At 37.8% G+C, this 26,525-nt stretch carries 27 protein-coding genes, 12 tRNA genes and 2 rRNA genes (1 of these 41 only partly in view); 39 read left to right on the top strand and 2 right to left on the bottom strand.

Annotation, left to right across the window (positions count from 1 at the left end):
• Positions 1–27: 27 nt before the first annotated feature.
• Genes BN1372_RS02375 through BN1372_RS02360 form a run of 4 tightly spaced genes read left to right on the top strand, consistent with a single transcriptional unit; the run spans position 28 to position 3,890 of the window.
• Entirely contained in the window at positions 28–777 is a 750-nt protein-coding gene (locus tag BN1372_RS02375; protein WP_062197449.1) for an ABC transporter ATP-binding protein, read from the top strand.
• Entirely contained in the window at positions 771–1,946 is a 1,176-nt protein-coding gene (locus BN1372_RS02370; protein ID WP_062197265.1) for an ABC transporter permease, read from the top strand. Before BN1372_RS02375 ends, BN1372_RS02370 begins: the two co-directional genes overlap by 7 nt.
• A gap of 10 nt (positions 1,947–1,956) precedes the next feature.
• Positions 1,957–2,586: a stage II sporulation protein M gene (locus BN1372_RS02365; RefSeq protein WP_062197264.1), complete on the top strand. Its 630-nt coding sequence runs from the start codon at positions 1,957–1,959 to the stop codon at positions 2,584–2,586.
• Positions 2,587–2,621: 35 nt separating this feature from the next.
• A complete protein-coding gene (locus BN1372_RS02360; protein WP_230198782.1) occupies positions 2,622–3,890 on the top strand; it encodes an ArnT family glycosyltransferase in 1,269 nt (422 codons plus the stop codon).
• Positions 3,891–3,915: 25 nt separating this feature from the next.
• Here the strand turns inward: BN1372_RS02360 and trpB are convergent, their stop codons facing one another.
• A complete protein-coding gene (gene trpB, locus BN1372_RS02355; RefSeq protein ID WP_062197263.1) occupies positions 3,916–5,076 on the bottom strand; it encodes a tryptophan synthase subunit beta in 1,161 nt (386 codons plus the stop codon).
• Positions 5,077–5,304: 228 nt separating this feature from the next.
• Between trpB and BN1372_RS02350 the strand changes: the two genes are divergently transcribed.
• From BN1372_RS02350 to BN1372_RS02330, 5 genes are all read left to right on the top strand, one after another.
• Entirely contained in the window at positions 5,305–6,000 is a 696-nt protein-coding gene (locus tag BN1372_RS02350) for a glycosyltransferase family 2 protein (protein WP_062197447.1), read from the top strand.
• An 8-nt stretch (positions 6,001–6,008) separates the two neighbouring features.
• Positions 6,009–6,371 (top strand): DUF2304 domain-containing protein, encoded by a 363-nt coding sequence (locus tag BN1372_RS02345; RefSeq protein ID WP_062197262.1) that lies wholly within the window; start codon positions 6,009–6,011, stop codon positions 6,369–6,371.
• Positions 6,368–6,736 carry an EamA family transporter gene (locus BN1372_RS02340; RefSeq protein WP_062197261.1) on the top strand — a complete coding sequence of 123 codons (369 nt, stop codon included), beginning with the start codon at positions 6,368–6,370 and terminating at the stop codon, positions 6,734–6,736. Before BN1372_RS02345 ends, BN1372_RS02340 begins: the two co-directional genes overlap by 4 nt.
• 197 nt (positions 6,737–6,933) lie before the next feature.
• Positions 6,934–7,413 (top strand): PH domain-containing protein, encoded by a 480-nt coding sequence (locus tag BN1372_RS02335; RefSeq protein ID WP_062197260.1) that lies wholly within the window; start codon positions 6,934–6,936, stop codon positions 7,411–7,413.
• Complete coding sequence (locus BN1372_RS02330) at positions 7,406–8,878, top strand: PH domain-containing protein (protein WP_062197259.1); 1,473 nt, start codon at positions 7,406–7,408, stop codon at positions 8,876–8,878. The genes BN1372_RS02335 and BN1372_RS02330 overlap by 8 nt, the downstream gene beginning before the upstream one ends.
• A 12-nt stretch (positions 8,879–8,890) precedes the next feature.
• Here the strand turns inward: BN1372_RS02330 and BN1372_RS02325 are convergent, their stop codons facing one another.
• Positions 8,891–9,610, bottom strand: a complete 720-nt coding sequence (locus tag BN1372_RS02325; protein ID WP_062197258.1) for a rhomboid family intramembrane serine protease — start codon at positions 9,608–9,610, stop codon at positions 8,891–8,893.
• A 73-nt stretch (positions 9,611–9,683) separates the two neighbouring features.
• Here BN1372_RS02325 and acpS point away from each other — a divergent pair, with 73 nt between their 5' ends.
• The 30 genes from acpS to BN1372_RS02175 all read left to right on the top strand — a co-directional run.
• Positions 9,684–10,046 carry a holo-ACP synthase gene (gene acpS / locus BN1372_RS02320; RefSeq protein WP_062197257.1) on the top strand — a complete coding sequence of 121 codons (363 nt, stop codon included), beginning with the start codon at positions 9,684–9,686 and terminating at the stop codon, positions 10,044–10,046.
• 44 nt (positions 10,047–10,090) lie between these two features.
• Positions 10,091–11,617 (top strand): bifunctional ADP-dependent NAD(P)H-hydrate dehydratase/NAD(P)H-hydrate epimerase, encoded by a 1,527-nt coding sequence (locus tag BN1372_RS02315; protein ID WP_062197256.1) that lies wholly within the window; start codon positions 10,091–10,093, stop codon positions 11,615–11,617.
• Between the two features lie 63 nt (positions 11,618–11,680).
• Positions 11,681–12,697 (top strand): LolA family protein, encoded by a 1,017-nt coding sequence (locus tag BN1372_RS02310; protein WP_074018103.1) that lies wholly within the window; start codon positions 11,681–11,683, stop codon positions 12,695–12,697.
• Positions 12,698–12,802: 105 nt separating this feature from the next.
• Positions 12,803–13,990, top strand: coding sequence for an alanine racemase (alr, locus tag BN1372_RS02305; protein WP_062197255.1), 1,188 nt, complete (start codon positions 12,803–12,805; stop codon positions 13,988–13,990).
• A gap of 121 nt (positions 13,991–14,111) precedes the next feature.
• The gene (locus tag BN1372_RS02300) at positions 14,112–14,393 is read left to right on the top strand and encodes an antitoxin (RefSeq protein ID WP_230198781.1); all 282 of its coding nucleotides are present in this window, start codon (positions 14,112–14,114) and stop codon (positions 14,391–14,393) included.
• A gap of 4 nt (positions 14,394–14,397) precedes the next feature.
• Entirely contained in the window at positions 14,398–14,748 is a 351-nt protein-coding gene (locus tag BN1372_RS02295; protein WP_062197253.1) for a type II toxin-antitoxin system PemK/MazF family toxin, read from the top strand.
• 611 nt (positions 14,749–15,359) lie between these two features.
• A complete protein-coding gene (locus tag BN1372_RS02290) occupies positions 15,360–16,187 on the top strand; it encodes an STAS domain-containing protein (RefSeq protein ID WP_062197252.1) in 828 nt (275 codons plus the stop codon).
• Between the two features lie 11 nt (positions 16,188–16,198).
• Positions 16,199–16,555, top strand: a complete 357-nt coding sequence (locus tag BN1372_RS02285; RefSeq protein ID WP_062197251.1) for an STAS domain-containing protein — start codon at positions 16,199–16,201, stop codon at positions 16,553–16,555.
• 3 nt (positions 16,556–16,558) lie between these two features.
• Positions 16,559–16,960: an anti-sigma regulatory factor gene (locus BN1372_RS02280; RefSeq protein WP_062197250.1), complete on the top strand. Its 402-nt coding sequence runs from the start codon at positions 16,559–16,561 to the stop codon at positions 16,958–16,960.
• Positions 16,961–16,977: 17 nt separating this feature from the next.
• Positions 16,978–17,988 carry a PP2C family protein-serine/threonine phosphatase gene (locus BN1372_RS02275; protein ID WP_154662969.1) on the top strand — a complete coding sequence of 337 codons (1,011 nt, stop codon included), beginning with the start codon at positions 16,978–16,980 and terminating at the stop codon, positions 17,986–17,988.
• Between the two features lie 56 nt (positions 17,989–18,044).
• A complete protein-coding gene (locus BN1372_RS02270; protein WP_062197248.1) occupies positions 18,045–18,371 on the top strand; it encodes an STAS domain-containing protein in 327 nt (108 codons plus the stop codon).
• Positions 18,368–18,850, top strand: coding sequence for an anti-sigma B factor RsbW (gene rsbW / locus BN1372_RS02265; protein WP_062197247.1), 483 nt, complete (start codon positions 18,368–18,370; stop codon positions 18,848–18,850). Before BN1372_RS02270 ends, rsbW begins: the two co-directional genes overlap by 4 nt.
• Positions 18,816–19,604 (top strand): RNA polymerase sigma factor SigB, encoded by a 789-nt coding sequence (gene sigB / locus BN1372_RS02260; RefSeq protein ID WP_062197246.1) that lies wholly within the window; start codon positions 18,816–18,818, stop codon positions 19,602–19,604. Before rsbW ends, sigB begins: the two co-directional genes overlap by 35 nt.
• Positions 19,604–20,218 carry a SpoIIE family protein phosphatase gene (locus tag BN1372_RS02255; RefSeq protein ID WP_062197245.1) on the top strand — a complete coding sequence of 205 codons (615 nt, stop codon included), beginning with the start codon at positions 19,604–19,606 and terminating at the stop codon, positions 20,216–20,218. The genes sigB and BN1372_RS02255 overlap by 1 nt, the downstream gene beginning before the upstream one ends.
• 88 nt (positions 20,219–20,306) lie before the next feature.
• A complete protein-coding gene (locus BN1372_RS02250; RefSeq protein ID WP_062197445.1) occupies positions 20,307–22,454 on the top strand; it encodes a Tex family protein in 2,148 nt (715 codons plus the stop codon).
• Between the two features lie 50 nt (positions 22,455–22,504).
• Positions 22,505–22,963, top strand: a complete 459-nt coding sequence (locus BN1372_RS02245; RefSeq protein WP_062197244.1) for a SprT family protein — start codon at positions 22,505–22,507, stop codon at positions 22,961–22,963.
• 108 nt (positions 22,964–23,071) lie between these two features.
• A tRNA-Asn gene (locus BN1372_RS02240) sits at positions 23,072–23,146 on the top strand.
• A gap of 1 nt (position 23,147) precedes the next feature.
• Positions 23,148–23,238 (top strand) — tRNA-Ser (locus BN1372_RS02235).
• Positions 23,239–23,245: 7 nt separating this feature from the next.
• A tRNA-Glu gene (locus BN1372_RS02230) sits at positions 23,246–23,320 on the top strand.
• A 191-nt stretch (positions 23,321–23,511) separates the two neighbouring features.
• Positions 23,512–23,587 (top strand) — tRNA-Val (locus BN1372_RS02225).
• A gap of 39 nt (positions 23,588–23,626) precedes the next feature.
• A tRNA-Asp gene (locus tag BN1372_RS02220) sits at positions 23,627–23,702 on the top strand.
• A 9-nt stretch (positions 23,703–23,711) separates the two neighbouring features.
• Positions 23,712–23,786, top strand: a tRNA-Gln gene (locus BN1372_RS02215).
• Between the two features lie 4 nt (positions 23,787–23,790).
• Positions 23,791–23,866: transfer RNA gene (locus BN1372_RS02210), tRNA-Lys, on the top strand.
• A 13-nt stretch (positions 23,867–23,879) separates the two neighbouring features.
• Positions 23,880–23,965, top strand: a tRNA-Leu gene (locus BN1372_RS02205).
• A gap of 79 nt (positions 23,966–24,044) precedes the next feature.
• A tRNA-Arg gene (locus tag BN1372_RS02200) sits at positions 24,045–24,121 on the top strand.
• A gap of 6 nt (positions 24,122–24,127) precedes the next feature.
• Positions 24,128–24,204, top strand: a tRNA-Pro gene (locus BN1372_RS02195).
• Between the two features lie 21 nt (positions 24,205–24,225).
• A tRNA-Gly gene (locus BN1372_RS02190) sits at positions 24,226–24,299 on the top strand.
• Between the two features lies 1 nt (position 24,300).
• Positions 24,301–24,377, top strand: a tRNA-Ile gene (locus tag BN1372_RS02185).
• Positions 24,378–24,483: 106 nt separating this feature from the next.
• Positions 24,484–26,034: ribosomal RNA gene (locus BN1372_RS02180) — 16S ribosomal RNA — on the top strand.
• Between the two features lie 256 nt (positions 26,035–26,290).
• Positions 26,291–26,525: ribosomal RNA gene (locus BN1372_RS02175) — 23S ribosomal RNA — on the top strand; it runs 2,695 nt beyond the window's last position.
• Together the 16S and 23S rRNA genes with 12 tRNA genes alongside form the textbook arrangement of a ribosomal RNA operon.

Here is a 26,525-nt window from a genome sequence, read left to right as displayed (position 1 = left end):
TTGCAATGGAGAAGGCAGGTGGAAACATTGATTGAAATAAAGAATGTGACTAAAGTATTTAAAGAAAAAAAGAAAGAAACAATCGCAGTTCGTGATGTTTCTTGTACGGTGAAAAAAGGAGAAATGGTGGCTTTATTAGGTGAAAATGGGGCAGGGAAAACGACATTATTACGCATGATGGCTACTCTGCTTTCGCCAACATCTGGTCAAATTATGATGAATGGGTACGATACCGTGCAACAACCGACAGTTATTCGGCAAAAGCTCGGAGTGTTATTTGGTGGAGAAACGGGGTTATATGAACGATTAACGGCAAGAGAAAATTTAGCATATTTTGCATCGTTATACGGGATGGATAAAAAAGAGATACATACAAGAATTGAACAGCTTAGTACCCGCTTTGGTATGGATCCATTTTTAGACCGTCGTGTTGGAAAATTTTCAAAAGGAATGAGACAAAAAGTAGCCATTGCCCGCGCGCTTATTCATAATCCAGACGTGGTATTATTTGACGAACCAACAACGGGATTAGATATTACGTCAGCTAATGTATTTCGACAATTGCTAAAAGAATTACAACAAGAAGGGAAAACAATCGTTTTTTCTAGTCACATTATGGAAGAAGTAAAGATGTTGTGTGAATCCGTTATAATCATTCACAAAGGGCAATTAATTTATCGTGGGAATCTACAAACGTTGTATCAACAAGAAGGTACGGATGATTTAAATGCTATTTTCATGTCAAAATTAGCACAAGGAGGAACGGAATTATGCTAGGAACCGTCTATAAAAAAGAATTACTAGATGCTTTTCGCGATCGTAAAATTGTTTTTTTAACGATTCTTATTCCGCTTCTTTTGAATATGGGTGCCGTGATTTTCTTTGAATATTTTTTGTTTTCTTCTGATAAAGAAGCGGTGTACACCGTTACTATTTCTAAAAATACGGATGCTGTTTTGATTGATTATTTAAGTAAACAAGATCAATTAACCATCGAAAAAAGTAGTAACCCAATAGCGGTAGCAAAAGCGGGTAATGCACAAGTTGCATTAATTACAAGTGATGATTTTAGCGAAAATATAAAAAACGAAAAAACAACGACTATTACGCTTTATAGTGAAGCGATTAGTAAAACTGGTGGAGAGGCGTTAATGCTTGTGAATGACGCATTACATCAGTATTCTAATCAGTTGGTGCAAACCCGTTTAGATGGAAAAGGTGTGTCGGTAGAAACTATCCAACCATTTGCAATTGTGGAAAAACCATTAACAAACGAAAACAATGAAATGCAAGCAGTTTATTATTTGCTTTCTTTATTTTTCCCGTTAATTATGGTGACTGCTGTTATGTCCGGTGGTTTACCAGCTGCTACCGAATATTTTGCTGGAGAAAAAGAAAAGAAAACGATTGAATCGCTGTTAATTACACCAGTAAAACGAACAACTATTGTGGTAGCAAAATGGTTAGCCATTACAACGATTTCGGTCATAACGGTTACAATATCGTTAGGTACGTTTTTTATAGCTATTCAATTATTTACAAAAGAGTTTGCAAAAGCGCTAGATGGTGCACCTTTGTTACACTTATTTTTCTCTACGTTAGTTGCGAGTGTCTTATTTTCGTTATTAACAGCAGCCATTTTAACGATTGCTAGTATGTTATCGCAATCTTTTAAAGAAATGCAGTCTTATAGTTCGCCGTTATTTATGCTTGTTTTAATCCCTTATTACGCATTATTAACAAAAGCACCAACAGAGTTAACAAATATTTACTTTCTGATCCCATTTGTAAATGTTTTTGCTTTATTTAAAGAATTATCGTACGGTATTTTTTCATTCAGTCATCTTGTTCTTACTTGCTTAAGTTTAGGTGTTTTTGTCTTTATTTTGTTTTTTGTTATGTTAAAAATGTTTAAACAAGATCGTTGGTTAATTCCAAAATCATAGAGGTGAAAAAATGAAACAATTTTACAAAAAAGAATGGCAACATTTTAAACATGATTACAAAGTTCCTTTTTTTATTTTAATGACCATTTCGATTGTGCTAGCGATTATTCTTTATGTTGGTTTAGTCAACCAACCACAAGTAGCAAATGAAATCTTTAAACAATTAAGCAAACAATTCGAAGAAGCAGGTGCATTTGAAGACATCACGTCAGGGAGTTTGTTTACCTTTTTGTTGAAAAATAATTTACGTGCGGTGTTTATTACGGTGCTATTAGGATTTATCCCATTTTTATTTTTATCTAGCATTAGTTCGATCGCTACAACGGCTTCTGTCGGTGTCATACTTGCCGTAACGAAAATTAATGGTGGTAACGCGGGTATGTTATTTTTAACAGGAATTGTTCCGCACGGCGTGTTGGAATTACCAGCTATTTTTTTAGCAGGTAGTATTGGAATTTACTTATGTATGCAAACGTTTCGGAAGCTTTTCACAGGGAAAGGGAAAGACGTACGATATACACAAGTGCTAAAACAAGTAGGTACATCCTTTTTGTTTGTCGTTGTTCCGATGATTATTTTAGCTGCTGTGATTGAAGCATTTATTACACCTATATTAATTTTAAAATTTGGTGGTGTGTAACGGAAAGGTAATCAATCAGATAAGTGGGTGGAAAAGTGAAACGAGTATTACATAATAAGTATCGTATCATGTTGGCGATTATTTTAATGTTAGGTTTTATTATTAGGGTAAGTGTGATTTTTTTTCATGGTGTTCAGTTAACCATTAATAGTGATGATATGGGATATGTTTCAAGCGCCTTGGCTTTTCTAGATCATCATATTATTTCGTATCATTCTCCTGATGAGCCGACTCTTCATATTATGCCAGGTATCACTTTTTTATTGGCAATGATTTTTAAGGTATTTGGGTATAGTCCGGATGGGACAGGAATGTACGTCGCTAAAATGGTTATGATTTTCTTTGGGTTAGGAACTATTTATGTAACGTATTTAATCGGAAAATATGTGTATCATCCTCTTGCTGGGATTATCGCAAGTTTTTTAGTTGCTGTTCATATCCCTCAAGTTTTAACAAATAACTTGCTGTTAACGGAAAACCCCTTCATTTTTTTATCTATGCTATTAATATATTACAGTTTAAAATTGGCAAATACTCATTCGATGAAAGATTTTATTCTTTTGGTTGTGGTGTTTTTCTTCGCTTTATATTTTAGAGTTCAAATAGCTATTTATCCTTTTATTTTATTTATTTATCTCGTTCTGAAAAAGTATCCGTATAAACGGATGTGGAAGCAACTCATGGTAAGCATTGCCCTCCTATTTATCTTCTTAGGACCGTGGTGGATTCGAAATTATCTTGCGTTTGATGAATTTGTATTTTTAACGAAAGGTGCGGGTAATCCATTGCTGTTAGGAACGTATCAAGGAATTGGATATCCAGAATCACCGACCATTGATGAAATTGATCAGATGGCTCGAGAAAAAAATCCTAATTTACAAGTACATGAATTAATGGAGTTCGAACGACAAGCGGCTATTGATCGTCTGAAAGAATGGTGGGCAACTGATCCAAAATCGATGATTCGGAGTTATGTTGAATTAAAACCCAAGCATTTTTGGCAAGATGAATTTTATTGGATTCCTATTTTAGGAATTTCTGAGCAACTCGTTAATAAAATATATTCGTATATTAAAATCCTATTTTACTTTAGTTTTCTTTCTAGTTTGTTGTTTGTCTTTCATCGTTGGAAAGAATACGTGTTGCTGGGGGGATGGGTAGTACTACAAACATTTTTTAATTGCCTCTATTTTTCATATAATCGTTATGCGCTAGCATTAATGCCCATTATCTTTCTATTTATCGGCATTGGTAGTGCCGCTTGGATGATAAAGCTAAAACAAAAATGGTTGTCTAGAACGTAAGGTGCTGTTCTAGACAACCATTTTGTTAGTTATTTAACATATGAAATACTTGTTCTACGTCTTTATCTCCACGGCCTGAAATATTAACGATTAACACAGCTTCTTTTGATAATGTAGGTGCTAATTGTAAAGCATACGCTACAGCATGTGAGCTTTCAAGTGCTGGAATAATTCCTTCTGTTTTAGAAAGAACTTGAAAGGCTTCTAATACTTCTTCTTTAGAAACGGCTACATATTCTGCCCGTCCAGTTGTGTGTAAGTAACTATGCTCAGGACCAACGCCAGGGTAGTCTAAGCCAGCAGCAATAGAATAAGTAGGCATTGCTTCTCCATTTTCATCCATTAAAGCAAGACATTTAAATCCTTGAAGAACAGCAGGTTTTCCGTACGTAATAGATGCTGCTTCTTTTGGTTCTACCCCAATTAAGCGAACGCCCGGTTCGTTAATATATTCGCTAAAAGAACCGATTGCATTACTTCCGCCACCAACACATGCGATAACAGCTGTCGGAAGTTTTTGCTCTTTTTCCATTACTTGTTGTTTTGATTCTTTACTAATAATAGATTGAAAGTGTTTTACCATGGACGGATAAGGATGTGGTCCAACAGCAGAACCTAGTAAGTAAAAGGTATTGTCTGCATTTTTCACTAAATCCTTTAACGCTTCATCTACTGCATCTTTTAAACGACCTTGTCCTTTTTTTACCGCAATTACTTTGGCGCCAAGTAACTCCATCCGGAACACATTTAAAGCTTGGCGTTTTGTATCTTCTTCACCCATGTAAATGACACATTCCATTCCAAACATCGCACAAACGGTTGCAGTTGCGACACCATGTTGCCCGGCACCTGTTTCAGCAATAATCCGTTTTGCCCCCATTCGTTTGGCAAGTAAAATTTGTCCTAATACGTTATTAATTTTATGAGAACCTGTATGGTTTAAATCTTCTCGTTTTAAATAAATTTTTGCGCCACCACATTTTTTCGTTAACTGTTCTGCATACGTAAGCGGTGACGGACGACCAACGTATTCGTTCAAGTAGTAAGATAATTCATTTTTAAATTCTTCGTCTTCTTTGTACTTTTGAAACTGTGCATCAATATTTTCTAATACTTCTTTTAATGCTTCTGGGACAAAACTTCCTCCAAATTCTCCGTAATACCCTTTTTCTACTGCTATGCTCATCTCATCTTCCTCCTCTAAAAAACTATATATCGCTCATTATAACAGGTTTATTTGAAACAATAAATAAGAATTTTCAGATATCGTTTCTTATATTGCTTTCCATCTTTGGATATAGTAGTTTAAAAACAGGAATATAGAAAAAAGTGCTAAATATATGTTTTATTTGAGCATGTGTGGAGTTTAGCTTAGAAAGGAGGTAGCGCAGTGGCAGGTGATAGTGTAACAAAAATGAGTAACGTGTTAATTATTATCCCCGCTTATAATGAAGAAGAAGCAATTGCTAATACTGTGCAAGCAGTTATAGAGCATACTGATTGTGATTACATTGTGATTAACGATGGTTCGACAGACCAAACGGAAGAAATAGTACAAAGCAATAATTTTTCCTACATAAGTTTACCAGTTAATTTAGGCATTGGCGGTGCAATGCAAACGGGCTATAAATACGCATTAAAAGAAGGATATGAATATGCGATTCAATTAGATGCAGATGGCCAACATGATCCAAGAGATCTTCACGTTTTAACAGATGCGATTCAAACAGGGGATGCAGATATGGTCGTTGGATCACGATTTGTAGAAAAAAGTGGCTACAAAGGGAGTGCCGGTAGACGGCTAGGTATCTATTATTTTTCTATCATGTTACGCGTATTATCTAATATCCAAATAAAAGACCCAACATCAGGATATCGAATTGTGAATAGAAAAGTGATTCAAGAGTTTGCGAAACACTACCCGGTTGATTATCCAGAAGTAGAAGTGTTAGCGGATTTAGCGAAAAAGGGATTTACCATTAAAGAAGTAAAGGTAGAAATGCAAGAACGACAAGGTGGAGTATCATCCATTACAGGGAAAAAGTCGATTTATTATATGGTAAAGGTCACGTTTTTTTGTATGATTCGTAGATTTTTTTCGAAGAGGTGAGTGTATTCATGAATTCTATTCAAGTGATTTCCGTTGCTATCGCACTGTTGTTTTTCTTTCAAGTGATTTATTTAACGAGTAAGCATAAATTACAAGATCAGCAAGGATTCTTTTGGATGATGCTTAGTCTGATTAGTGTCGTTATTGCTTTATTTATCCCATGGCTTAATCGACTAGCATCTTTATTGGGAATATCTTATATGCCGGCACTTGTTTTTTTACTTGCATTTATCGTAGTATTAAACATTTTAATGTATCAAAATACGGTTTTATCGAAACAACAAGAAAAATTAAAGTCACTCATCCAAGAAGTCGCTTTTTTGAAAAAAAAGATAGAAGATGATAGACGACGTGAAAGAGGGAAACAATGAGTATTGGTAATTTCTTTTTAATACTATTAAATACAATCGTATTAGTATCGGGGCAATTTTTATTTAAATTCGGTTTAAATGGAAAAGATATTTCGTTTCAGTCTGTGTGGTCCATCATCCGATTACTGTTTTCTCCTTATATTTTTAGCGGATTATTTTTATATGCACTTGCAACTGTATTATGGTTATTTATTTTAACGAGAGTTCCGTTAAGTATTGCTTATCCAATTCAAAGTATTGCATATATTTTAGCTGTATTTGGCGCGTACTTTGTTTTTAATGAACCCCTTACTTTTTATAAAATCCTCGGCTGCATCTTTATCATGATTGGTGTTTCTTTTATCGGATTAGCAGGTCAACAATAAAGGAAATAAGTCATACGAGGTTTTTTTCTTGCTAACTTTAAGATTTTTGAAACAAACTCCGTACTTTTTTCGTCTTATAATAAAGTGCATCTGTTAGAAATACAGAAAGTTTCTCGTAACTCTGCATCAGATGGCCTTTTTTCTATTGATGTAGTAGAACTTTCTGTCTATAAATGGTAAGTAAAGGAAGTGGAACAATGAGAAATGAACCGAGCGAAAAGATTAATCCACGTGCAATCAAAGTATGGAAAAAAACAACTTTTATTAGTATGCTTATTTCTTTGATTCTCCCGCTTGGTCTTGCATTAGGGGTATATTTTTTAGATTGGAAAATATGGATTCCTATCGTAGCACTAGCGATTATTCTTGTCTATTTTTGTCTTGATTTTTTTGTAATGATTCCGATTCGTTATCGACGGTATCGATATGAAGTGAATGAAAATGAAATCTATATTCAGTCCGGCATTATTTTTATTACGAGAACTGTTATTCCGATGGTTCGTGTACAACACGTTGATACCGAACAAGGTCCATTTTTACGAAAAGAAGGGCTAGCAACGGTAAGGATTGCTACTGCAGCAGGTGGTGGGGAGATTCCTGCATTAACAGAGGAAGATGCCAATGACTTGCGCGACCAGATTTCTGTTTTAGCAAGGGTTGTGGATGAAGATGACTGAAAAAAAACGCATGCATCCCATTACCATTGTTGTTTCCATTGTAAAATCAATCAAAGACGGGATTATCCCATTAATTTTTGGATTTATTTTTATTATGGAAAAAATAGGTTTGCCTTTTTTTGTTTTAACCATACTAGCTTTTTTTATCATTATTGTCGTCCAAAATATTGTTGGATGGTATCGTTTCACATACAGGGTAGAGGAAAATGAAGTAAGAATTGAATACGGATTGTTCGTGAAGAAAAAAAGGTACATTCCGATTGAACGAATTCAAACGATTAACTTAACCGCAGGGGTTTTTCAACGTTTAGTAGGTGTAGTCAAAGTAGAAATTGAAACGCTTGGTAGTTCTAGCGATTCGTCAGAAGGGGAATTAACGGCTATTCCGAAAGAAGATGCGGAAACGTTACGTTTATTAGTAAAACAAGAAAAGCAAAAAAATAAAAAAGTTGAAGAAATAGCAGAGGGACAAGAAAAACAAGTAGAACTAGAAAAAACGCCAAAGCAAGTATATAAGTTATCAACAAAAGATTTAGTAGTTGCAGCTATGACATCTGGTCGGGTAGCTTTTATTGCCGCTGTTATTGGTGGATTTGTTTTGCAAGTACAAGATAAAATACCAGAACGTTATGTTGAAAAGTTTTACGACGGGGTGTATGAACAAGTTGTACAACTTAGTGTGGTGCTCATTATTGGTCTTGTGTTGTTCGTATTATTTTTGACGTGGATCATTTCGATTATTGGTACGATGATTCGTTTTGGAGGCTTTACTCTTGTCAGAACAAAAGAAGATTTACATATTTCGCGAGGATTGTTAGAAAAGGTGGAAGTGCATGTCCCTATTAGTCGTATCCAAGGTGTATCTGTTTCAGAAAGCTTATTACGACAACCTTTTGGTCTTGCAACAGTGCAGTTGCATTTGGTTAGTGCCGCAGCGGATGATGAAGGTTCGAGTGAACGGGCTTTATTGCCGATTGTAAAAAAGCGTAATGTTCAAGCGTTTTTACGTGATTTTTTACCTGAATACTATGCGGAATATGAATTAGAACGTGTTCCAAAACGTGCATTACCACGAAGTTTATTTCGCCATCTTTTTTATCAAGCCATTGTTTTAGGTTTGATTGCTTATTTCGTTCCGTACGGTGGGTATGGATTGTTGTTATTACTTCCATTAGCCATTCAAGGTTATCTTGCGTACCGCGACCGTGGATATGTGATTGATGGAAAGTATTGCGTTGTGCAACGGCGTTCCTTTGCTCATCGGGAATTATCTATTGTGGAATTAAGAAAAATTCATCGTGTAGAAATGCAACAGACGTATTTTCAAAAACGGAAGCAATTGGCAACTTTTTCTATCTATACACCAGAACATTCTTTTGATGTAGTAGATATGGAAGAAATAGAAGCGCTAAAAATAGAAGATTGGTTTATCCATTCTTATCGAAAAAGGGTTCGCAAAGTATAATGCGAACCCTTTTCATCTAGATAATATTCCTAACAAGACAAGAATCATTAACACTATCCAAAAAGCAATCGATAATGTTTTTTTATCTCTTTTTTTTGTGCGTGGATAGCTTGTTTGATTTTCATATGGTGTATAGTAAATCGTTTTTTGTTTTTTCATAAAGAGCAGTGGCAAAATGAAAAAGCCACTAATCAAGCCAAATAAATGAGCAAGAATGTTTACATTTGGTGTGAAAAAGCTAAATACAATTCCAGTAAATAAAAGGATTAAAATTAACTTTTTGTCATTTGTAGACATGTACGAAAGCTTAAAGAGAATGATAGCAAGATAAGCTCCAAATAAACCGTAAATCGCACCGGAAGCTCCGATATGGCTATAATATAAAGGATGCAAGAGAAAAGAAAAAACATTGGCGACTATACCGGCAGAAAAATAAAGAATGCTAAATTTCACTTTTCCTATCATTTGTTCTAAAGCAGGTCCGAATAAATATAACGAAAACGTGTTAAATAAAAAATGCTCAAAACGATAATGGACAAATATCGGTGTAATCAAGCGATAATAGTCTCCATTTGTGATGGCGTAGTTATCCCCCGATAAAAAATGTAACAATAGCCCGCCATTCGGGAAAATTCGGATAACGAGAAATAAGATAAGATGAATGATGATAATGGTAGAAACAATTGGATACAGACGTACATATGTTTTCAAATCTTCATTTCGTATAAACATAACAAGCTCCTTATCACGTGTTTTTATTTATTATAATAGAATTTTCATAAAATCATAACTAAGGTGGTACAAAATGATTATTGGAATTGGTATCGACATTATGGAAATAGAACGAATAGCCGCCATTTTAAAACGAACACCCCGTTTTCCAGAAAAGGTATTATCCCCTCGAGAACTGGCATTATTTCACGAATTGACGTCTGAAAAGCGGCAAGTAGAATTTTTAGCGGGGCGCTTTTCGGCAAAAGAAGCGTTTTCTAAAGCATATGGAACGGGAATAGGAAAAGCAATAGGCTTTCATGATATGGAAGTACTACAAGATGAACGCGGAAAACCAATCATTCCATTCCGAGATGACATAATTGTTCACGTATCTATTTCGCATAGTGAACATTATGTAGTTGCGCAAGTGGTCTTGGAAAAAAGGAATAATTAAATAAAGTCATTCATATATTTTTAGTGCGAAAGGAAGGTTGTAAGGTGCAAATCGTAACAGCGGAAGAAATGTATGCCATCGATGGTTATACGATGGAGGAGATTGGGATTCATGGTCCGATGTTGATGGAAAATGCCGGGCAATCACTCGTTTTTCATTTGTTATCGTATTTAAAAAAAGAAGCATCTATTATGGTCGTAATTGGAATGGGGAATAATGGTGGCGATGGATTTGTCGTGAGTCGTCAACTGCAAACGCTTGGCTATTCTGTCGATACGTGGGTAATGGCACCTCTTGAAAAGTTAAAAGGGGATGCCTTATTTCATTATCATATTTACACTCGCTCGGGGTACACGCTTTATGCGTTAGAAAAAGAGGGAATGATCGCGTTTGAACAAGCACTTGCAAATCATTCTTTTGTGATTGATGCGATGTTAGGAATTGGTGTTAGCGGGGAGATACGCTCTCCTTATAAAGAAATCATTCCGCTCCTCAATCAAGCAAAAGCAAAAGTGTATGCCATTGATACACCAAGTGGTATTTCTGCGAATAGCGGGAATGTAGAGATGGCAGTGAAGGCTACAATGACGTTTACGATTCAATGTTATAAACGTTCCGCTTTTTTATATCCTGCTCGCGATTTTTACGGACAAGTTATTGTATGTCCAATCGGGATTCCGGAAAAAGCAGAGTACGATAAAGCGAGTGCATGTTTTTTATGGGACAATGAACGTGTGCAGGCAACGTTGCCTACTCGACAGGCTTATTCTCATAAAGGAACGTACGGAAAAGTGTTAGTCGTAGGCGGATCGAATCGAATGTCAGGCGCGGTGATGATGACGACAAAAAGTGTGTTAAAAGCAGGGGCTGGTTTAACGACAGTAGCAGTCCCAGCCTCCATACGTCCAGTACTAGCAAGTCATATTACAGAAGCGATGTTTATCGAGGCAAAAGAGGAAAAGGGCTATTTTGCACAAGAATTAGATGTTTCTTTTGAATTGTTTGATACGATTGTAGCAGGTCCAGGGATGGGGCGAGAGAGCGGATGTGAAAAGGTAGTCAAGCAACTGTTAGCCATTGACCGTCCGCTTGTTTTAGATGCAGATGCTTTATTTTTTGTTGCCACACAAAAAGAAGTATTGAAAATGAGGCAAAGCCCTACGGTTTTGACGCCACACACTGGGGAGATGGCTCGTTTAACTGGTTATGACGTTTCCTATATTAATGAACATCGTTTCGAAGTAGCGAAAGAATTTGCGACGACGTATCAAACATATGTTTTATTAAAAGGTCCTTATACGATTGTCGCCACGCCAACTGGGCAACTATTTGTGAACCCAACAGGAAATGCTGCGCTTGCAAAAGGGGGATCAGGAGATGTACTTAGCGGGATTATTGCCGCGTTTTTACATCAACACGAGCATGTGCAACATGCACTAAGCAACGCTTGCTATCTTCATGGATCGGTAGCGGATGACTTAGTTCAACTTGGTTACTCCCCTCTTAGTGTAGTGGCGAGCGATATTATTCATCATGTTCCACAAATGCTAGCAAAAATCTCTCAATCGTAACAGCGATGGAAAGGTTTGCACCTTCTCCTTTTGTACTAGTTTAAAGACAAAGGGGCTGACACGTTGAAAAAGACGTACGTGTTTGGATGTATAATTGTCTTTTTTATGTTCGTTGTTGTTGGATGTTCGAAAAAAACGCAAGATGATATTTTAACGTCACTTAACGATAAAGTAACAGAAATGAAAGGGTATAAAACCCACGGTGTGATGACAATTTATAGCGGGGAAAAGCCGCAAAAATATCATGTGGAAGTATGGCACAAAAAGCCAGAGTTTTATCGTGTGAAATTAACAAATGACGCAAATGACCAAAGTCAAATGATTATTCGTAATAAAGAAGGTGTATTTGTTTTAACACCAGCTTTAAATAAAAGTTTTCGTTTTCAAAGCGATTGGCCTGAAAGCAATAGTCAAGTGTATTTATATGAATCAGTTATTCGTGATCTTTTGTTAGATGAAAAAAGGACATTTAAAGAAGAACAAAAAAATTATGTATTTAAAGCGAAAACAAATTATCAAAATGCTCAGTTCCAAAAACAAGTTATTACATTGGCTCCTAATTTATCTCCGAAAAAAGTAGAAGTATTAGATATTGATGATAAACCGATGATGGATATCACATTTGAAAAGTTTCAGTTTGATCCATCATTTGATAATAACGCTTTTGATGTAGAACGAAATATGACTGGTGGCCACATAGGAATTCCGGCTGTAGCAGACGGAAAAAGTGAAGCAACAAAGATGTTTCCTGTTTTGTATCCAGTGTATGAATTAGAAGGAGCAACGTTAGAAGAAGAAAAAGAAATAATCACAGAAGACGGGGTACAAGTCATTTTAACTTATGGGGGTTCTAAGGGCTTTACGTTAATTCAAAAACGGAGCGAAGTTCAACCTATGATGAAATCCGTCGATATAATGGATGCGGAACCTGTAGATTTAGGGATAGCGGTGGGCTCTTTAACAGAAAATTCTGTTTCATGGACATACAACGGGGTAGACTTTTTCATAGCATCGGACCGACTTACCCAAGAAGAAATGGTCTTGCTTGCCCAATCCGTTTATGGAAAAGCAATGAAATAAAAAAGTACAGGCTCATTCGAATAATTACATGAATGATGCCTGTTTTGTCTTGAAAGGTGGTACAATAAAAAAACAGATAGTTTTGTTTTTTTGGGGGGTACCATCTTGGATAGACAGCCATTTTACCGTAATACTTGGGTGGAAATTGATTTAGATGCGATAGCACATAATCTCGTAGAAATGAAAAAAAGAATGAAAAAAGATACGCTTCTATTTGCGGTTGTGAAAGCAAATGCTTATGGACACGGAGCGGAGGAAGTAGCAGCAATAGCCTTAGAACAAGGTGCTGATTATTTAGCAGTAGCGTTACTCGATGAGGCATTACAATTACGACATAGTGGCATAAAAGCTCCTATTCTTGTTTTAGGTCCTATTCGTCCTGAAGACGTATCGATTGCTGCTGTGTACAATATTACGTTAACCGTTTTTCAAAAAGAATGGATTGCTCGCGCAAAAGGTTATTTAACGAATCAACAGGTAAAGATACATATTAAACTAGACACTGGTATGGGTAGAATAGGTATTCGAAGTAAACAAGAAGCCTTTGCGCTAGTGGAAGAATTACAGCAATGTTCTTCTTTCATCATAGAAGGGGTGTTTACTCATTTTGCAACAGCTGATTCAAAAGATTTGACATATTTTCATCAGCAAGTCCATACATTTAAAGAGATGATGAGTTGGTTTGACGAATGGGGTTTGTCTATACCACTTGTTCATGTTAGCAACTCTGCAACTAGTTTGCGCTTTCCTACTTTTCAATTCAATGGGATTCGCTATGGTATTTCGATGTACGGATTGTCCCCGTCGGAAGAAATAAAACAGGAATTACCATTCGAACTAAAACCTGCTCTGTCTTTACATACGAAGATTACACATATCAAACGTATGAAAAAAGGGGAGAGAATTAGTTACGGGGGAACGTATGAGGCGAAAGAAGATGATGAATGGATTGCGACGTTGCCAATTGGATATGCGGACGGTTTTATTCGTAAACTATCCAATAGCGAAGTGTTAGTAAATGGAGAACGGGCACCAATTGTTGGAAGGATTTGTATGGATCAAATGATGATCCGATTGAAGAATGAAGTACCGTTGGACACGGAAGTAATTTTAATTGGTCAGCAAGGAAAAGAAAAAATAACGGCGGATGAAATAGCAGAACGTTTAGATACGATTAATTATGAAATAACTTGCATGATTAGTGCAAGGGTTCCTCGGGTTTTCGTCAAAAACCGACAAGTACACCGAGTTGAAAATGCTTTATTCTCAGGTTTTATAAACGATAACGAATAAATTGGTGAAAATTGACGAATTTTATTTTCGATAATCACTTTGCAAACTTTATACAGTGATGATAAGATGTACTTGGATTTAGTAAAACATGAGAGAGCAGGAACGTTGGAGGTGTTTGTCCGTGGCCGATACAAGCAGCCAGGAAATTGTTGTGTGCTTACCACAAGAATTGATTTCTCAAATTAACATTATTAAAAAAAGGGAAAAAATAAACACAGAGCAAATTGTTCATCAGTCACTTGAATTATATGTGAATGAACATAAAAAACGTAGTATGATTTATCAAGTAATGCAACAAGGCTATTTAGAAATGGCTAAGATTAACTTACATTTGTGCACGGAAGCATTCGTCGCTGAGCAAGAAGCTGACCATACATTAAAGCGTCTCGTTAACGGGGTGTAGACGTTTGATTGTAAAGCGTGGCGACGTCTATTTTGCAGATCTATCCCCTGTTGTTGGATCGGAACAAGGTGGAACAAGACCTGTTCTTGTGATTCAAAACGATATTGGGAATAGATTTAGTCCAACGGTTATCGTCGCAGCAATAACCGCTCAAATCCAAAAGGCAAAGTTGCCAACGCATGTTGAAATTGACGCAAAAAGGTACGGCTTTGAACGAGATTCTGTTATTTTATTAGAACAAATACGAACTATTGATAAGTCGCGTTTAACCGACAAAATCACTCGTATTGATTTAAAAATGATGGAAAAAGTAAACGAAGCTATAAAAATAAGCTTAGGTTTAGTTGATTTTTAACGTTAAAAATGAATAAACAGATATTAAAAAAGTTGCTGAAACAGCAACTTTTTTTCTTTGTTTACATCATAAAAAGTAAGAAGAAAAAGACTAATACGTTCATAAGTGAAGATGAAAGGTTCTTTTAGATGCATTGTTTATTAGGAGTATAAGTCGTTTATTTCAAAGTAAAAAACTTCTTCCACTTTCCGCTTTTTGATAATCTAGCTGCGATGGGCTAACGGCTTCCGCTATAAGTCAAAGTGCTACAGAGGCAAAGACCGCCTCTTTCGCCCTTCGTCTTATAGCTCCGTCGTTAAACGAGCCCATCTCCGCTTTTTGATTAATCTAGCTCCAGGCGCTAGTGGCTCGAGTCATAAGCTGTATTACTCCATGAGGATAGACCACCTCATTCCGCAAGCTGTCTTATGCTTGTCGCCCCTGAACGAGCGCCCTCCGCTTTTGATATTTTAGGTATTTTTTCGCGGTTATTTTTGAGGGTAGAGTTGTAAAACCTTTACAAAAAACTTTCTTTTTCGTGCTATAATGGAGATGCTCGTATATTTATTATATACATACGGCTATTTTATGTGAATAAAGTGGATGATTGACAGAATAATGGGGGTTTCAATGTGGAGAGAGAAAATTTAGCATTTGTAAACAGGAAATATGACGAAATTGTCGAATATTGGTTAACGTGTATGAAAAACGAAAAGGACATAGATATACCGATTGAAACGGTTGATTTGTATGAAAAGACAAATATAGAATTTATTCGAATTATTTTAGATTATACATATCGTAATGAAGAAGAACTCAATAAACATATTCAAAGAATGGCCAATCAATACATTCATTTAGGATGGCCACTTAGTTATTTTATTCGCGGATTACAATTATTTCGACACGTTTTATTTGAATTATTACAAGAAGAAAAAAAACAGGAAGAAAAAGAGATCAATGTTAAAACATTGTTGCTAGAGATTGAAAAATGGATTAACCCAATTATCGTTAATTTAGTAACTGAATATACAGGTTCATGGGAGTCTCAAGTTTCGAGACAACAGTTAGCGTTGAAGGAATTGTCTGCTCCTGTAATTCCTGTTTTTGATAAAATTAGTGTGATGCCGTTAATTGGTACGATTGATGAAGAACGAGCCCGATTAATGATGGAAAATTTGCTTGAAGGTGTGATGGCGTATCGTTCGGAAGTAGTATTGATTGATGTCACAGGTGTACCGGTTATTGATACTATGGTTGCGCATCATATTATTCATGTGTCACAAGCAATACGATTGGTAGGTGCAAAGTGTATCTTAGTTGGGATTCGACCAGAAATCGCACAAACCATTACGAATTTAGGTATTGATTTAAGTGAAGTGCAAACAAAAGGAACGTTAGAAAAAGGAATTCAACTAGCACTCACATTACAAAAGAAAAAAATCATAGAAGTAGAATAGGGGGAGCTATGATGAGAATTCCGATTTTAAAGTTATATGGGTATTTACTTGTTTCCATTCAAGTAGAATTAGACGATCAAACGACTTTACAATTTCAAGAAGATTTATTACAAAAAATATATGAAACAGGTGTCGAAGGTGTTGTGATTGATTTAACTTCAGTTGACATTATTGACTCATTTATCGCGAAGATTTTAGGGGATATTGTAAAAATGGCAAGTTTAATGGGGGCTAAAGTAGTGTTGACAGGAATTCAACCTGCAGTTGCAATTACGCTAATTGATTTAGGAATTACAATGGACGGTATTGAAACAGCATTGGATTTAGAACAAGGTATAGAAAAACTGCGCCAACAGATGGAGGGGTAAGTGATGAGCCAACAATCCTATGTGGTCGTTAAAAATGAATGGGATATTGTAGCGGCAAGACAATTAGGGAGAGATACCGCAAAAAAGTTAGGATTTGGTTCTGTCGATCAAGCGCGTATTACAACCGCCATTAGCGAATTAGCACGCAATATTTATTTATATGCTTATGAAGGAGAAATCCATATTGAAGTTGTATCTAAGGAATCAAAAATGGGGGTAAAAATTACGTCAAAAGACAAAGGCCCTGGTATTCAAGATATCCGAAGTGTCATGCAAAATGGTTTTTCATCCTCTGGTGGTTTAGGGGCAGGGCTTCCTGGTGTGAAACGTTTGATGGATGAATTTGAGATTGATTCCAATGAACAATTTGGTACATTGATTACTGCAGTGAAATGGCTTCGTTAAGTGAAAGGAGGTATGGCGTGAAAAAGTGCGATTTAGTAGTAAATAAATACAAACAGTTATTACTGGAATATATAAGGCAAAAAGATGAGCAGGCACTATATAACGCCCAACAATTTAGCTGGAAAATCATTGAGCAAATGGTTTCCCCAGAAGAAGTAGTAAATTTACATGTTCAAGTTCTTAAAGAACTATACCCTGAATTACCAAAAGAAATTCAAGATTCGTTTGATTTTTTATTAGAAGTGATGATTGGATACGGATTTGCCTATAGAGAACATCAAAGTTTACGTCATCGACAACTACAATTAGAATCAGAAATTGAAGTAGCTTCCAAGATGCAAAAAATGTTACTAAAAACAGACATCCCACAAATGGATGTATTAGATATAGGGGTTAAAAGTGTACCAGCAAAACAGATGAGTGGGGATTACTATCACTTTGTAACAGATGAAAATGGCTGTGTGAGTGTAGCGGTTGCTGATATTATAGGAAAAGGAATTCCTGCTGCCTTATGTATGTCGATGATTAAATACGCTATGGATAGTATTCCAGAACAACGGATGCAGCCGAGTGAAATTTTGGCAAGCTTAAATCGTGTGGTAGAACAAAACGTCGACCCTAGCATGTTTATTACGATGATTTACGGGCTTTATGATCCTCGCGTACATCGCTTTTACTATGCGGGGGCGGGACACGAACCTGGGTTTTATTATCATGCGAAAGAGAAGCGATTTGCTGACTTTTTTGCAAAAGGGTTAGTGTTAGGGGTATCGCGCGAAACAAAATATCGTGAATATGAAACAGCTGTAGAAATAGGGGACATGATTATTTTGTTATCCGATGGAGTGACAGAATGTAGAAGGGGCGATCAATTTATTGAGAGGGATATGGTCATCCAATTAATTGAAAAATATATTGGTTTACCTGCACAAGAAATAGCGGATAAGGTTTTCTATGAATTGGAAAAGATGCAAAACTTTGAATTGAAAGATGATTTTACATTAATTATTCTACGTAGGGTTGTTTAAATATAATAAAGTAAGGGTAAATAAAAATGAAAATGTGTTCTTAAGGAGGAAGTGCAATGAATCTGCAAATTGAAACAGAAGAGAAAAAAGAAGAAGCTATTGTTCATCTCAGCGGTGAAATTGATGCATATACAGCAAGTCAACTTCGGGAAGAATTAATTCCATTGACGGAAAAAGAAAATCAACATATTATTATTGATTTAAAAGATGTTAACTATATGGATTCTACTGGACTAGGTGTGTTCATTGGTGCATTAAAATCGTGTAAAAAAAATCAATCAACAATGGTTTTAACTGCTGCAACTGATCGAGTAAAACGTTTATTTACGATTACCGGATTGGATGAAGTGATGAAAATGGAAGAAGGGAGCTGTGAAAAATGAACGCTCCGTTAGAGTGTATTGAAATGAAAATACCTTCAAAAGTAGAATATGTAGGTGTTGTTCGTTTGACGGCGTCAGGGATTGCTCATCGAATGGGGTATACATATGATGTGATTGAAGATATAAAAATTGCTGTTTCTGAGGCCTGTACGAACGCCGTTCATCATGCATATGAGGAAGCGGAAGACGGCGAAGTAAAAATTACATATGGAATTTATCCAGACCGTTTAGAAATTATGGTATCGGATAATGGGAAAAATTTTGATTTAAATAAAATTAAAGAAAAAAGAGGCCCTGTTCGGGATACTCCACTTGAAAACATGAACGAAGGAGGGTTAGGGCTGTTTTTAATTGAAACGCTGATGGATGAAGTGAAAATCAGTGGGGACTCTGGAGTAAATGTTATTATGACAAAGTTCCTTCAAAAAGACGAGGTGGAACCATATGTCGATCGAATCTCAACATCATCGTCTAAGTAAAGAGGAAGTATATCAATTAATTGAACTATATCAGCAAGATAAAGCGAACGATGAAATAAAAGAACAATTGGTGTATGAATACCAAGATTTAGTCCAATCACTTGCTAGACGATTCTCTAAAGGTAAAGGAATCCATGATGATTTAGTTCAAGTTGGAATGATAGGACTACTTGCTTCTTTTAGTCGATATGATCCTTCTTTTGGAAGAAGTTTTGAATCATTTGCGGTTCCAACAATCGTCGGTGAAATTAAACGTTACATTCGAGATAAAACGTGGAGTGTACATGTTCCGCGACGAATTAAAGAACTCGGGCCACGAATTAAACGAGCGGTAGAAGAATTAACGACAAAACTTCAACGGTCACCTACAGTAACAGAACTAGCCGTGTACTTAGAAGTGACAGAAGAAGAAATTTTAGAAACGATGGAAATGGGAAAAAGCTATCAAGCGTTATCGGTAGACAGTACGTTAGAAGCCGATCAAGAAGGAAGTACTGTTACCCTTCTAGACTTAGTAGGCCGAGAAGAAGATGGATTCGAAACGGTAAATCGTCAAATGTTATTAGGAAAAGCATTCCGAGTATTGTCAGAACGTGAACGTGAAATATTAAATTGTACGTACTTTCAAAATTTAAGCCAAAAGGAAACAGGCGAAAAATTAGGAATTTCACAAATGCACGTTTCTCGCTTGCAACGTAGAGCCCTTAAGAAATTACGAGAGGCGATTCAGGCGGAACCAACGGAGTGTTTGTAATGATTAAAGAGTTCGTATCTTCATATATGACAGCTAAAGGATTTCAAAAACCAAAGGCAGGGAATACAGAGTCTGGTGACGAATATCTTTTATTAGAAGAAGAAGACTATTGTTTATGTGTGATGGTAGATGGGCTCGGTAGTGGAAAAAGTGCAAAAGAAGCTGCAAACACCGTCATTCAGACAATTCGTACATATCATACAGCACCCCTTTTAAAGATGATGGAAAGGTGTAACGAAGCGGTGCGTGATCAACGCGGCGCGGTCGTAACGGTGTTTAAGTACTTTTACAAAACGAAAAAAGTCGAATACTCTAGTATTGGTAATATTCGTTTAGTATTTGTTTTACCGGATGGCTCTCTCATTCGACCTATTCCCGTACCAGGTTATTTATCAGGGCGAATGCAAAAATTTAAATTGCAAACATTTCAACTGATAAGTAATGTCGTCTTCCTTCTATATTCAGACGGGGTTCAGCCTTCTTGGTTTACGAAAGAAGCGGTCGGTATGATTAAATCATATTCTGTCAATATGCTGGATTATTTTTATCGTTTAACGGAACAAAAAGTAAATCGAAAAGATGATGTTACATTGTTGATTGGGAAATTTTATTAATAGCCTCCGTTTGCTCATTCGGAGGTTTTTTTGTGACGTATGAAAAGAAGATGAGGTGGTTTTTTTGGAGGAACGTTATCTGAAACAAATGAAAAAAGAATTACCGTACACACTAAAACAAATGAAGGCGGTAATCGGTTTAATCGAAGAAGGAAACACCGTTCCGTTTATTGCTAGGTATCGTAAAGAATGGACAGGTAATTTAGATGAGGTAGCGATTCGAGATATTGTAGAAAAGTGGGAATATATCAACAGTCTTGAGGAGCGTAAACAAGAAGTTATTCGGTTAATTGCAGAACAAGGGAAATTAACCGAAGACTTGAAACGAAAAATAGAAAAAGCAAGTAAACTTCAAGAATTAGAAGATATATATCGTCCATATCGTCAGAAACGACGAACAAAAGCAACAGAAGCGAAAGAAAAAGGGTTAGAACCGTTAGCGCAATCATTATTAACATTTTCAAAAGAACCTATTGATACGCTTGCTGCATCTTATGTAAATAAAGAAAAAGAAGTGCATACGATAGAAGATGCGTTGCAAGGCGCGAAAGATATTATCGCAGAATTCGTTTCAGATGATCCCGCTATTCGTAATCTTATTCGATTTGAAACACAAAAAAAAGGAAAATTGAAATCAACGGTAAAAGATGAGACGTTAGATGAGAAAAAAGTATACGAATTATATTATGACTTTGAAGAGCCAATTCAAAAAATGGTTTCGCATCGCACATTAGCGATTAATCGAGGCGAAAAAGAAAAAATACTCAAAGTTTCACTTGTCTTACCAGAAAAAGAAGTAATCGCTAAAATAGAACGAAAGGTGATACAATATCATACCGGTTCTTCTGTTCCTTTAGTGAAAGAAGCTATTGAAGATGGCTATAAGCGTTTAATCGCTCCATCGATTGAGCGAGAATTGCGAAAGCAATTAACGGAAGAAGCAGAAGAACAAGCAATCGTCATTTTTGCGATGAATTTAAAACATTTGCTTCTACAACCTCCTTTAAAAGGGAAGATGGTATTAGGAGTAGACCCTGCCTTTCGTACAGGTTGTAAATTAGCCGTTGTAGATGAAACGGGTAAATTTTTGAAGAAAACAGTTATTTATCCGCATCCTCCAGTAAATAAAAAGCAAGAAGCAGCACAGAGCTTTTTATCGTTATTAAAAGAGTTTCCAATTGAAATGATTGCTATCGGGAATGGAACAGCTTCAAGGGAAACGGAACAATTTGTGAGTGACGTGTTAAAAGAACAAAAAAAAGAGATTTATTATTGCATTGTGAATGAGGCGGGTGCTAGTGTTTATTCTGCCTCTGACGTGGCAAGGGAAGAGTTTCCTGACTTGCAAGTAGAAGAACGGAGTGCTATTTCTATCGCGAGACGTTTGCAAGATCCATTAGCTGAGTTAGTGAAAATTGACCCTAAATCAGTAGGAATCGGACAATACCAACATGATGTTTCACAAAAACGATTAGGTGAGTCGTTATCTTTTGTTGTGGAAACAGTAGTGAATCAAGTAGGAGTAAATGTTAATACCGCTTCGGTTGCTTTGTTACAATATGTTTCGGGATTAACAAAAACGGTGGCGCAAAACATCGTAAAATATCGAGAAGAAAACGGTAAATTTATGAATCGTAAGCAATTGAAGAAAATTCCGCGTTTAGGCGCTAAAACGTACGAACAATGTATCGGATTTTTGCGCATTACGGATGGGGTTGAACCGTTAGACCGTACGGCGATTCACCCTGAATCGTATCATATCGCACAACAAATATTGGGAAAAATTCATTTAGATACAGACAAGTTAGGGATGGATGAATTAAAAGAAGCGGTAAATAAAACATCTTTTGATGAATTAGTGGAATCAGAAGTTATTGGTTCTTTAACCTTAAAGGACATTTTAGATGCATTAGTACAACCAGAACGAGATCCTCGTGACGAAGTAGCGAAACCGCTATTGCGAACCGATATCTTACAATTAGAAGACTTAACAGCAGGAATGGAATTAGAAGGAACAGTTCGTAACGTTGTTGACTTCGGTGCATTTGTAGATATTGGCTTAAAAAATGATGGACTTGTACATCTATCTAAAATGAGTGAACGATATGTACGACATCCATCTGAAATTGTGCATGTTGGGGATATTGTGCGGGTATGGGTAGAAAGTATTGATGTGTCGAGACAACGTGTTTCTTTGTCGATGGTTCCTGTTCGTGTTAAAATGGGGGAAGTATGATGCGTTTGCATTGTACTTCTTTTTTTAAGTGATAAAAAGGAGATTAAGAAATGACAAATGATGAATTACAACGATTAACAGAAACAATTTCTTTACAGTTTTTTTCTCGTCCGTTTATTCATCAAGCATATTTTAATTTTCGTTTAAGGACGACTGGTGGGCGATACTTATTAAGAACGCATCATATTGAAGTGAATCCGAAGTTTTATCAATTTTTCGGGGAGACAGAAATTATTACTATTATTAAACATGAGTTATGTCATTATCATTTGCATATAGAAGGAAAAGGTTACAGACACTGTGACCGAGATTTTAAACAATTATCAAAACAAGTAAATGCACCAAGGTACTGCAAGTCGTTACCACAAAAAAATAAAAAAAACACAACAATCCATATATACCAATGTATGAATTGCAGCCAAGTTTATCATAGGAAACGAAAGATAAATACAGATAAGTATGTTTGCGGGAAATGTCGAGGGAAGATATTTTTATTAAAAAAAGATTGACACGCATTTTAAGAATGTGATAAATTATAGAAGTCGCTACGAGATATAAAAAAAGTAGTTGACAAAATGGGTTTTACTTGTTTACAATATATATTGTCTTACAGATATTCCACAGTAGCTCAGTGGTAGAGCTATCGGCTGTTAACCGATCGGTCGTAGGTTCGAATCCTACCTGTGGAGCCATGGAGAAATACCCAAGAGGCTGAAGGGGCTCCCCTGCTAAGGGAGTAGGTCGGGTAACCGGCGCGAGGGTTCAAATCCCTCTTTCTCCGCCATTATATTGGCCCGTTGGTCAAGCGGTTAAGACACCGCCCTTTCACGGCGGTAACACGGGTTCGAATCCCGTACGGGTCACCATTTCAAACTTAAGTAAATCGGTGGATTCTCACCAGGGTTCCCCAGTAGCCTATCGGCGCTGGACTAGTACATAAATGTACGTCGGAATCCCATACGGGTCACCATTATAATTCAAATTACCAACATTTTAACCAAAACTACCAATAGGTGATTATACTTTTTACATTCATCGTTCTAATTGAACAATTTGTGGAGGATTAGCTCAGCTGGGAGAGCATCTGCCTTACAAGCAGAGGGTCGGCGGTTCGAACCCGTCATCCTCCACCATTCATATGACGCATGTAGCGTCTTTTTATTTCGAAAAAAGGTCCCGTGGTGTAGCGGTTAACATGCCTGCCTGTCACGCAGGAGATCGCGGGTTCGATTCCCGTCGGGACCGCCATTTTACTATTGGGCTATAGCCAAGCGGTAAGGCAACGGACTTTGACTCCGTCATGCGTTGGTTCGAATCCAGCTAGCCCAACCATTTTGAGCCATTAGCTCAGTCGGTAGAGCATCTGACTTTTAATCAGAGGGTCGGAGGTTCGAATCCTCCATGGCTCACCATCTTTGTGTATGTGCGGTCGTGGCGGAATGGCAGACGCGCTAGGTTGAGGGCCTAGTGGGGGCGACCCCGTGGAGGTTCAAGTCCTCTCGGCCGCACCAAAAAAACTTTTTAAAAAACTTTTTAAAATCTCTTGACTTAAAATAATGAATCATGTTACTATGTATAAGTCGCTTAAATGCGCCCTTAGCTCAGCTGGATAGAGCGTTTGACTACGGATCAAAAGGTCGGGAGTTCGAATCTTCCAGGGCGCGCCATATAAACGGGAAGTAGCTCAGCTTGGTAGAGCACATGGTTTGGGACCATGGGGTCGCAGGTTCGAATCCTGTCTTCCCGACCAGTCAGAATATCATAGTATAACGCGGGTGTAGTTTAATGGTAAAACCTCAGCCTTCCAAGCTGATGTCGTGGGTTCGATTCCCATCACCCGCTCCATGGGCCTATAGCTCAGCTGGTTAGAGCGCACGCCTGATAAGCGTGAGGTCGGTGGTTCGAGTCCACTTAGGCCCACCATGAATGTCCTTTGAAAACTAAACGAAACGTCAAGCAATAGAATGTACGATATACAATTTGTATAAAATGCATCTCTAGTCAATTCTAAAGAGTCAACGTAAAACTTTTATTTGAGAGTTTGATCCTGGCTCAGGATGAACGCTGGCGGCGTGCCTAATACATGCAAGTCGAGCGAACCGACGAGGAGCTTGCTCCTTTGAGGTTAGCGGCGGACGGGTGAGTAACACGTGGGCAACCTGCCCTTAAGACTGGGATAACATCGAGAAATCGGTGCTAATACCGGATAACTGATTAGACCGCATGGTCTAATGATAAAAGATGGCTTCGGCTATCACTTAAGGATGGGCCCGCGGCGCATTAGCTAGTTGGTAGGGTAACAGCCTACCAAGGCAACGATGCGTAGCCGACCTGAGAGGGTGATCGGCCACATTGGGACTGAGACACGGCCCAAACTCCTACGGGAGGCAGCAGTAGGGAATCTTCCGCAATGGACGAAAGTCTGACGGAGCAACGCCGCGTGAGTGATGAAGGTCTTCGGATCGTAAAACTCTGTTGTTAGGGAAGAACAAGTATCGTTCAAATAGGGCGGTACCTTGACGGTACCTAACCAGAAAGCCACGGCTAACTACGTGCCAGCAGCCGCGGTAATACGTAGGTGGCAAGCGTTATCCGGAATTATTGGGCGTAAAGCGCGCGCAGGCGGCTTCTTAAGTCTGATGTGAAAGCCCACGGCTCAACCGTGGAGGGTCATTGGAAACTGGAAAGCTTGAGTGCAGAAGAGGAGAGTGGAATTCCATGTGTAGCGGTGAAATGCGTAGAGATATGGAGGAACACCAGTGGCGAAGGCGACTCTCTGGTCTGCAACTGACGCTGAGGCGCGAAAGCGTGGGGAGCGAACAGGATTAGATACCCTGGTAGTCCACGCTGTAAACGATGAGTGCTAGGTGTCGGGGGGTCCAACCCTCGGTGCTGTCGCTAACGCACTAAGCACTCCGCCTGGGGAGTACGGTCGCAAGACTGAAACTCAAAGGAATTGACGGGGGCCCGCACAAGCGGTGGAGCATGTGGTTTAATTCGAAGCAACGCGAAGAACCTTACCAAGTCTTGACATCCCTTGCACGCTCTAGAGATAGAGTTTTCCCCTTCGGGGGACAAGGTGACAGGTGGTGCATGGTTGTCGTCAGCTCGTGTCGTGAGATGTTGGGTTAAGTCCCGCAACGAGCGCAACCCTTGATCTTAGTTGCCAGCATTTAGTTGGGCACTCTAAGGTGACTGCCGGTGACAAACCGGAGGAAGGTGGGGATGACGTCAAATCATCATGCCCCTTATGACTTGGGCTACACACGTGCTACAATGGGTGATACAAAGGGTCGCGAAGTCGCAAGGCGGAGCTAATCCCATAAAGTCACTCTCAGTTCGGATTGCAGGCTGCAACTCGCCTGCATGAAGTCGGAATCGCTAGTAATCGCAGATCAGCATGCTGCGGTGAATACGTTCCCGGGCCTTGTACACACCGCCCGTCACACCACGAGAGTTTGCAACACCCGAAGTCGGTGAGGTAACCTTTTGGAACCAGCCGCCGAAGGTGGGGTAGATGATTGGGGTGAAGTCGTAACAAGGTAGCCGTATCGGAAGGTGCGGCTGGATCACCTCCTTTCTAAGGAATATACAAAGAGCATCGCTCTTTTACAAAAACATTTTCAATCTTTAGATTGACTGCTTAGACGTTTGTTTAGTTTTGAGAGGATATCTCTCAAAAATTACCGCTTTCTTTTTAAGAAAGTGAGTGATATAATAAAAATCCGCTTAAGGCGGGTTGTTGTTCTTTGAAAACCAAATAACGAATCATTGATATTTTGATTATATGATATAGTCGAGATTCATCGTACAAAAACCGATCTTAGAATTATTTAGGTTAAGCTATAAAGAGCGCACGGTGGATGCCTTGGCACTAGGAGCCGATGAAGGACGCAACGAACAGCGATATGCTTCGGGGAGCTGTAAGTAAGCTTTGATCCGGAGATTTCCGAATGGGGAAACCCACTATCCTTAATCGGATAGTATCTTTACGTGAATTCATAGCGTAAAGAAGGTAACCTGGGGAACTGAAACATCTAAGTACCCAGAGGAAGAGAAAGAAACATCGAT

The sequence above is a fragment of the Massilibacterium senegalense genome (assembly GCF_001375675.1).
Lineage (GTDB): Bacteria > Bacillota > Bacilli > Bacillales > Massilibacteriaceae > Massilibacterium > Massilibacterium senegalense.
This window is presented reverse-complemented; position numbering and strand designations above follow the sequence as displayed.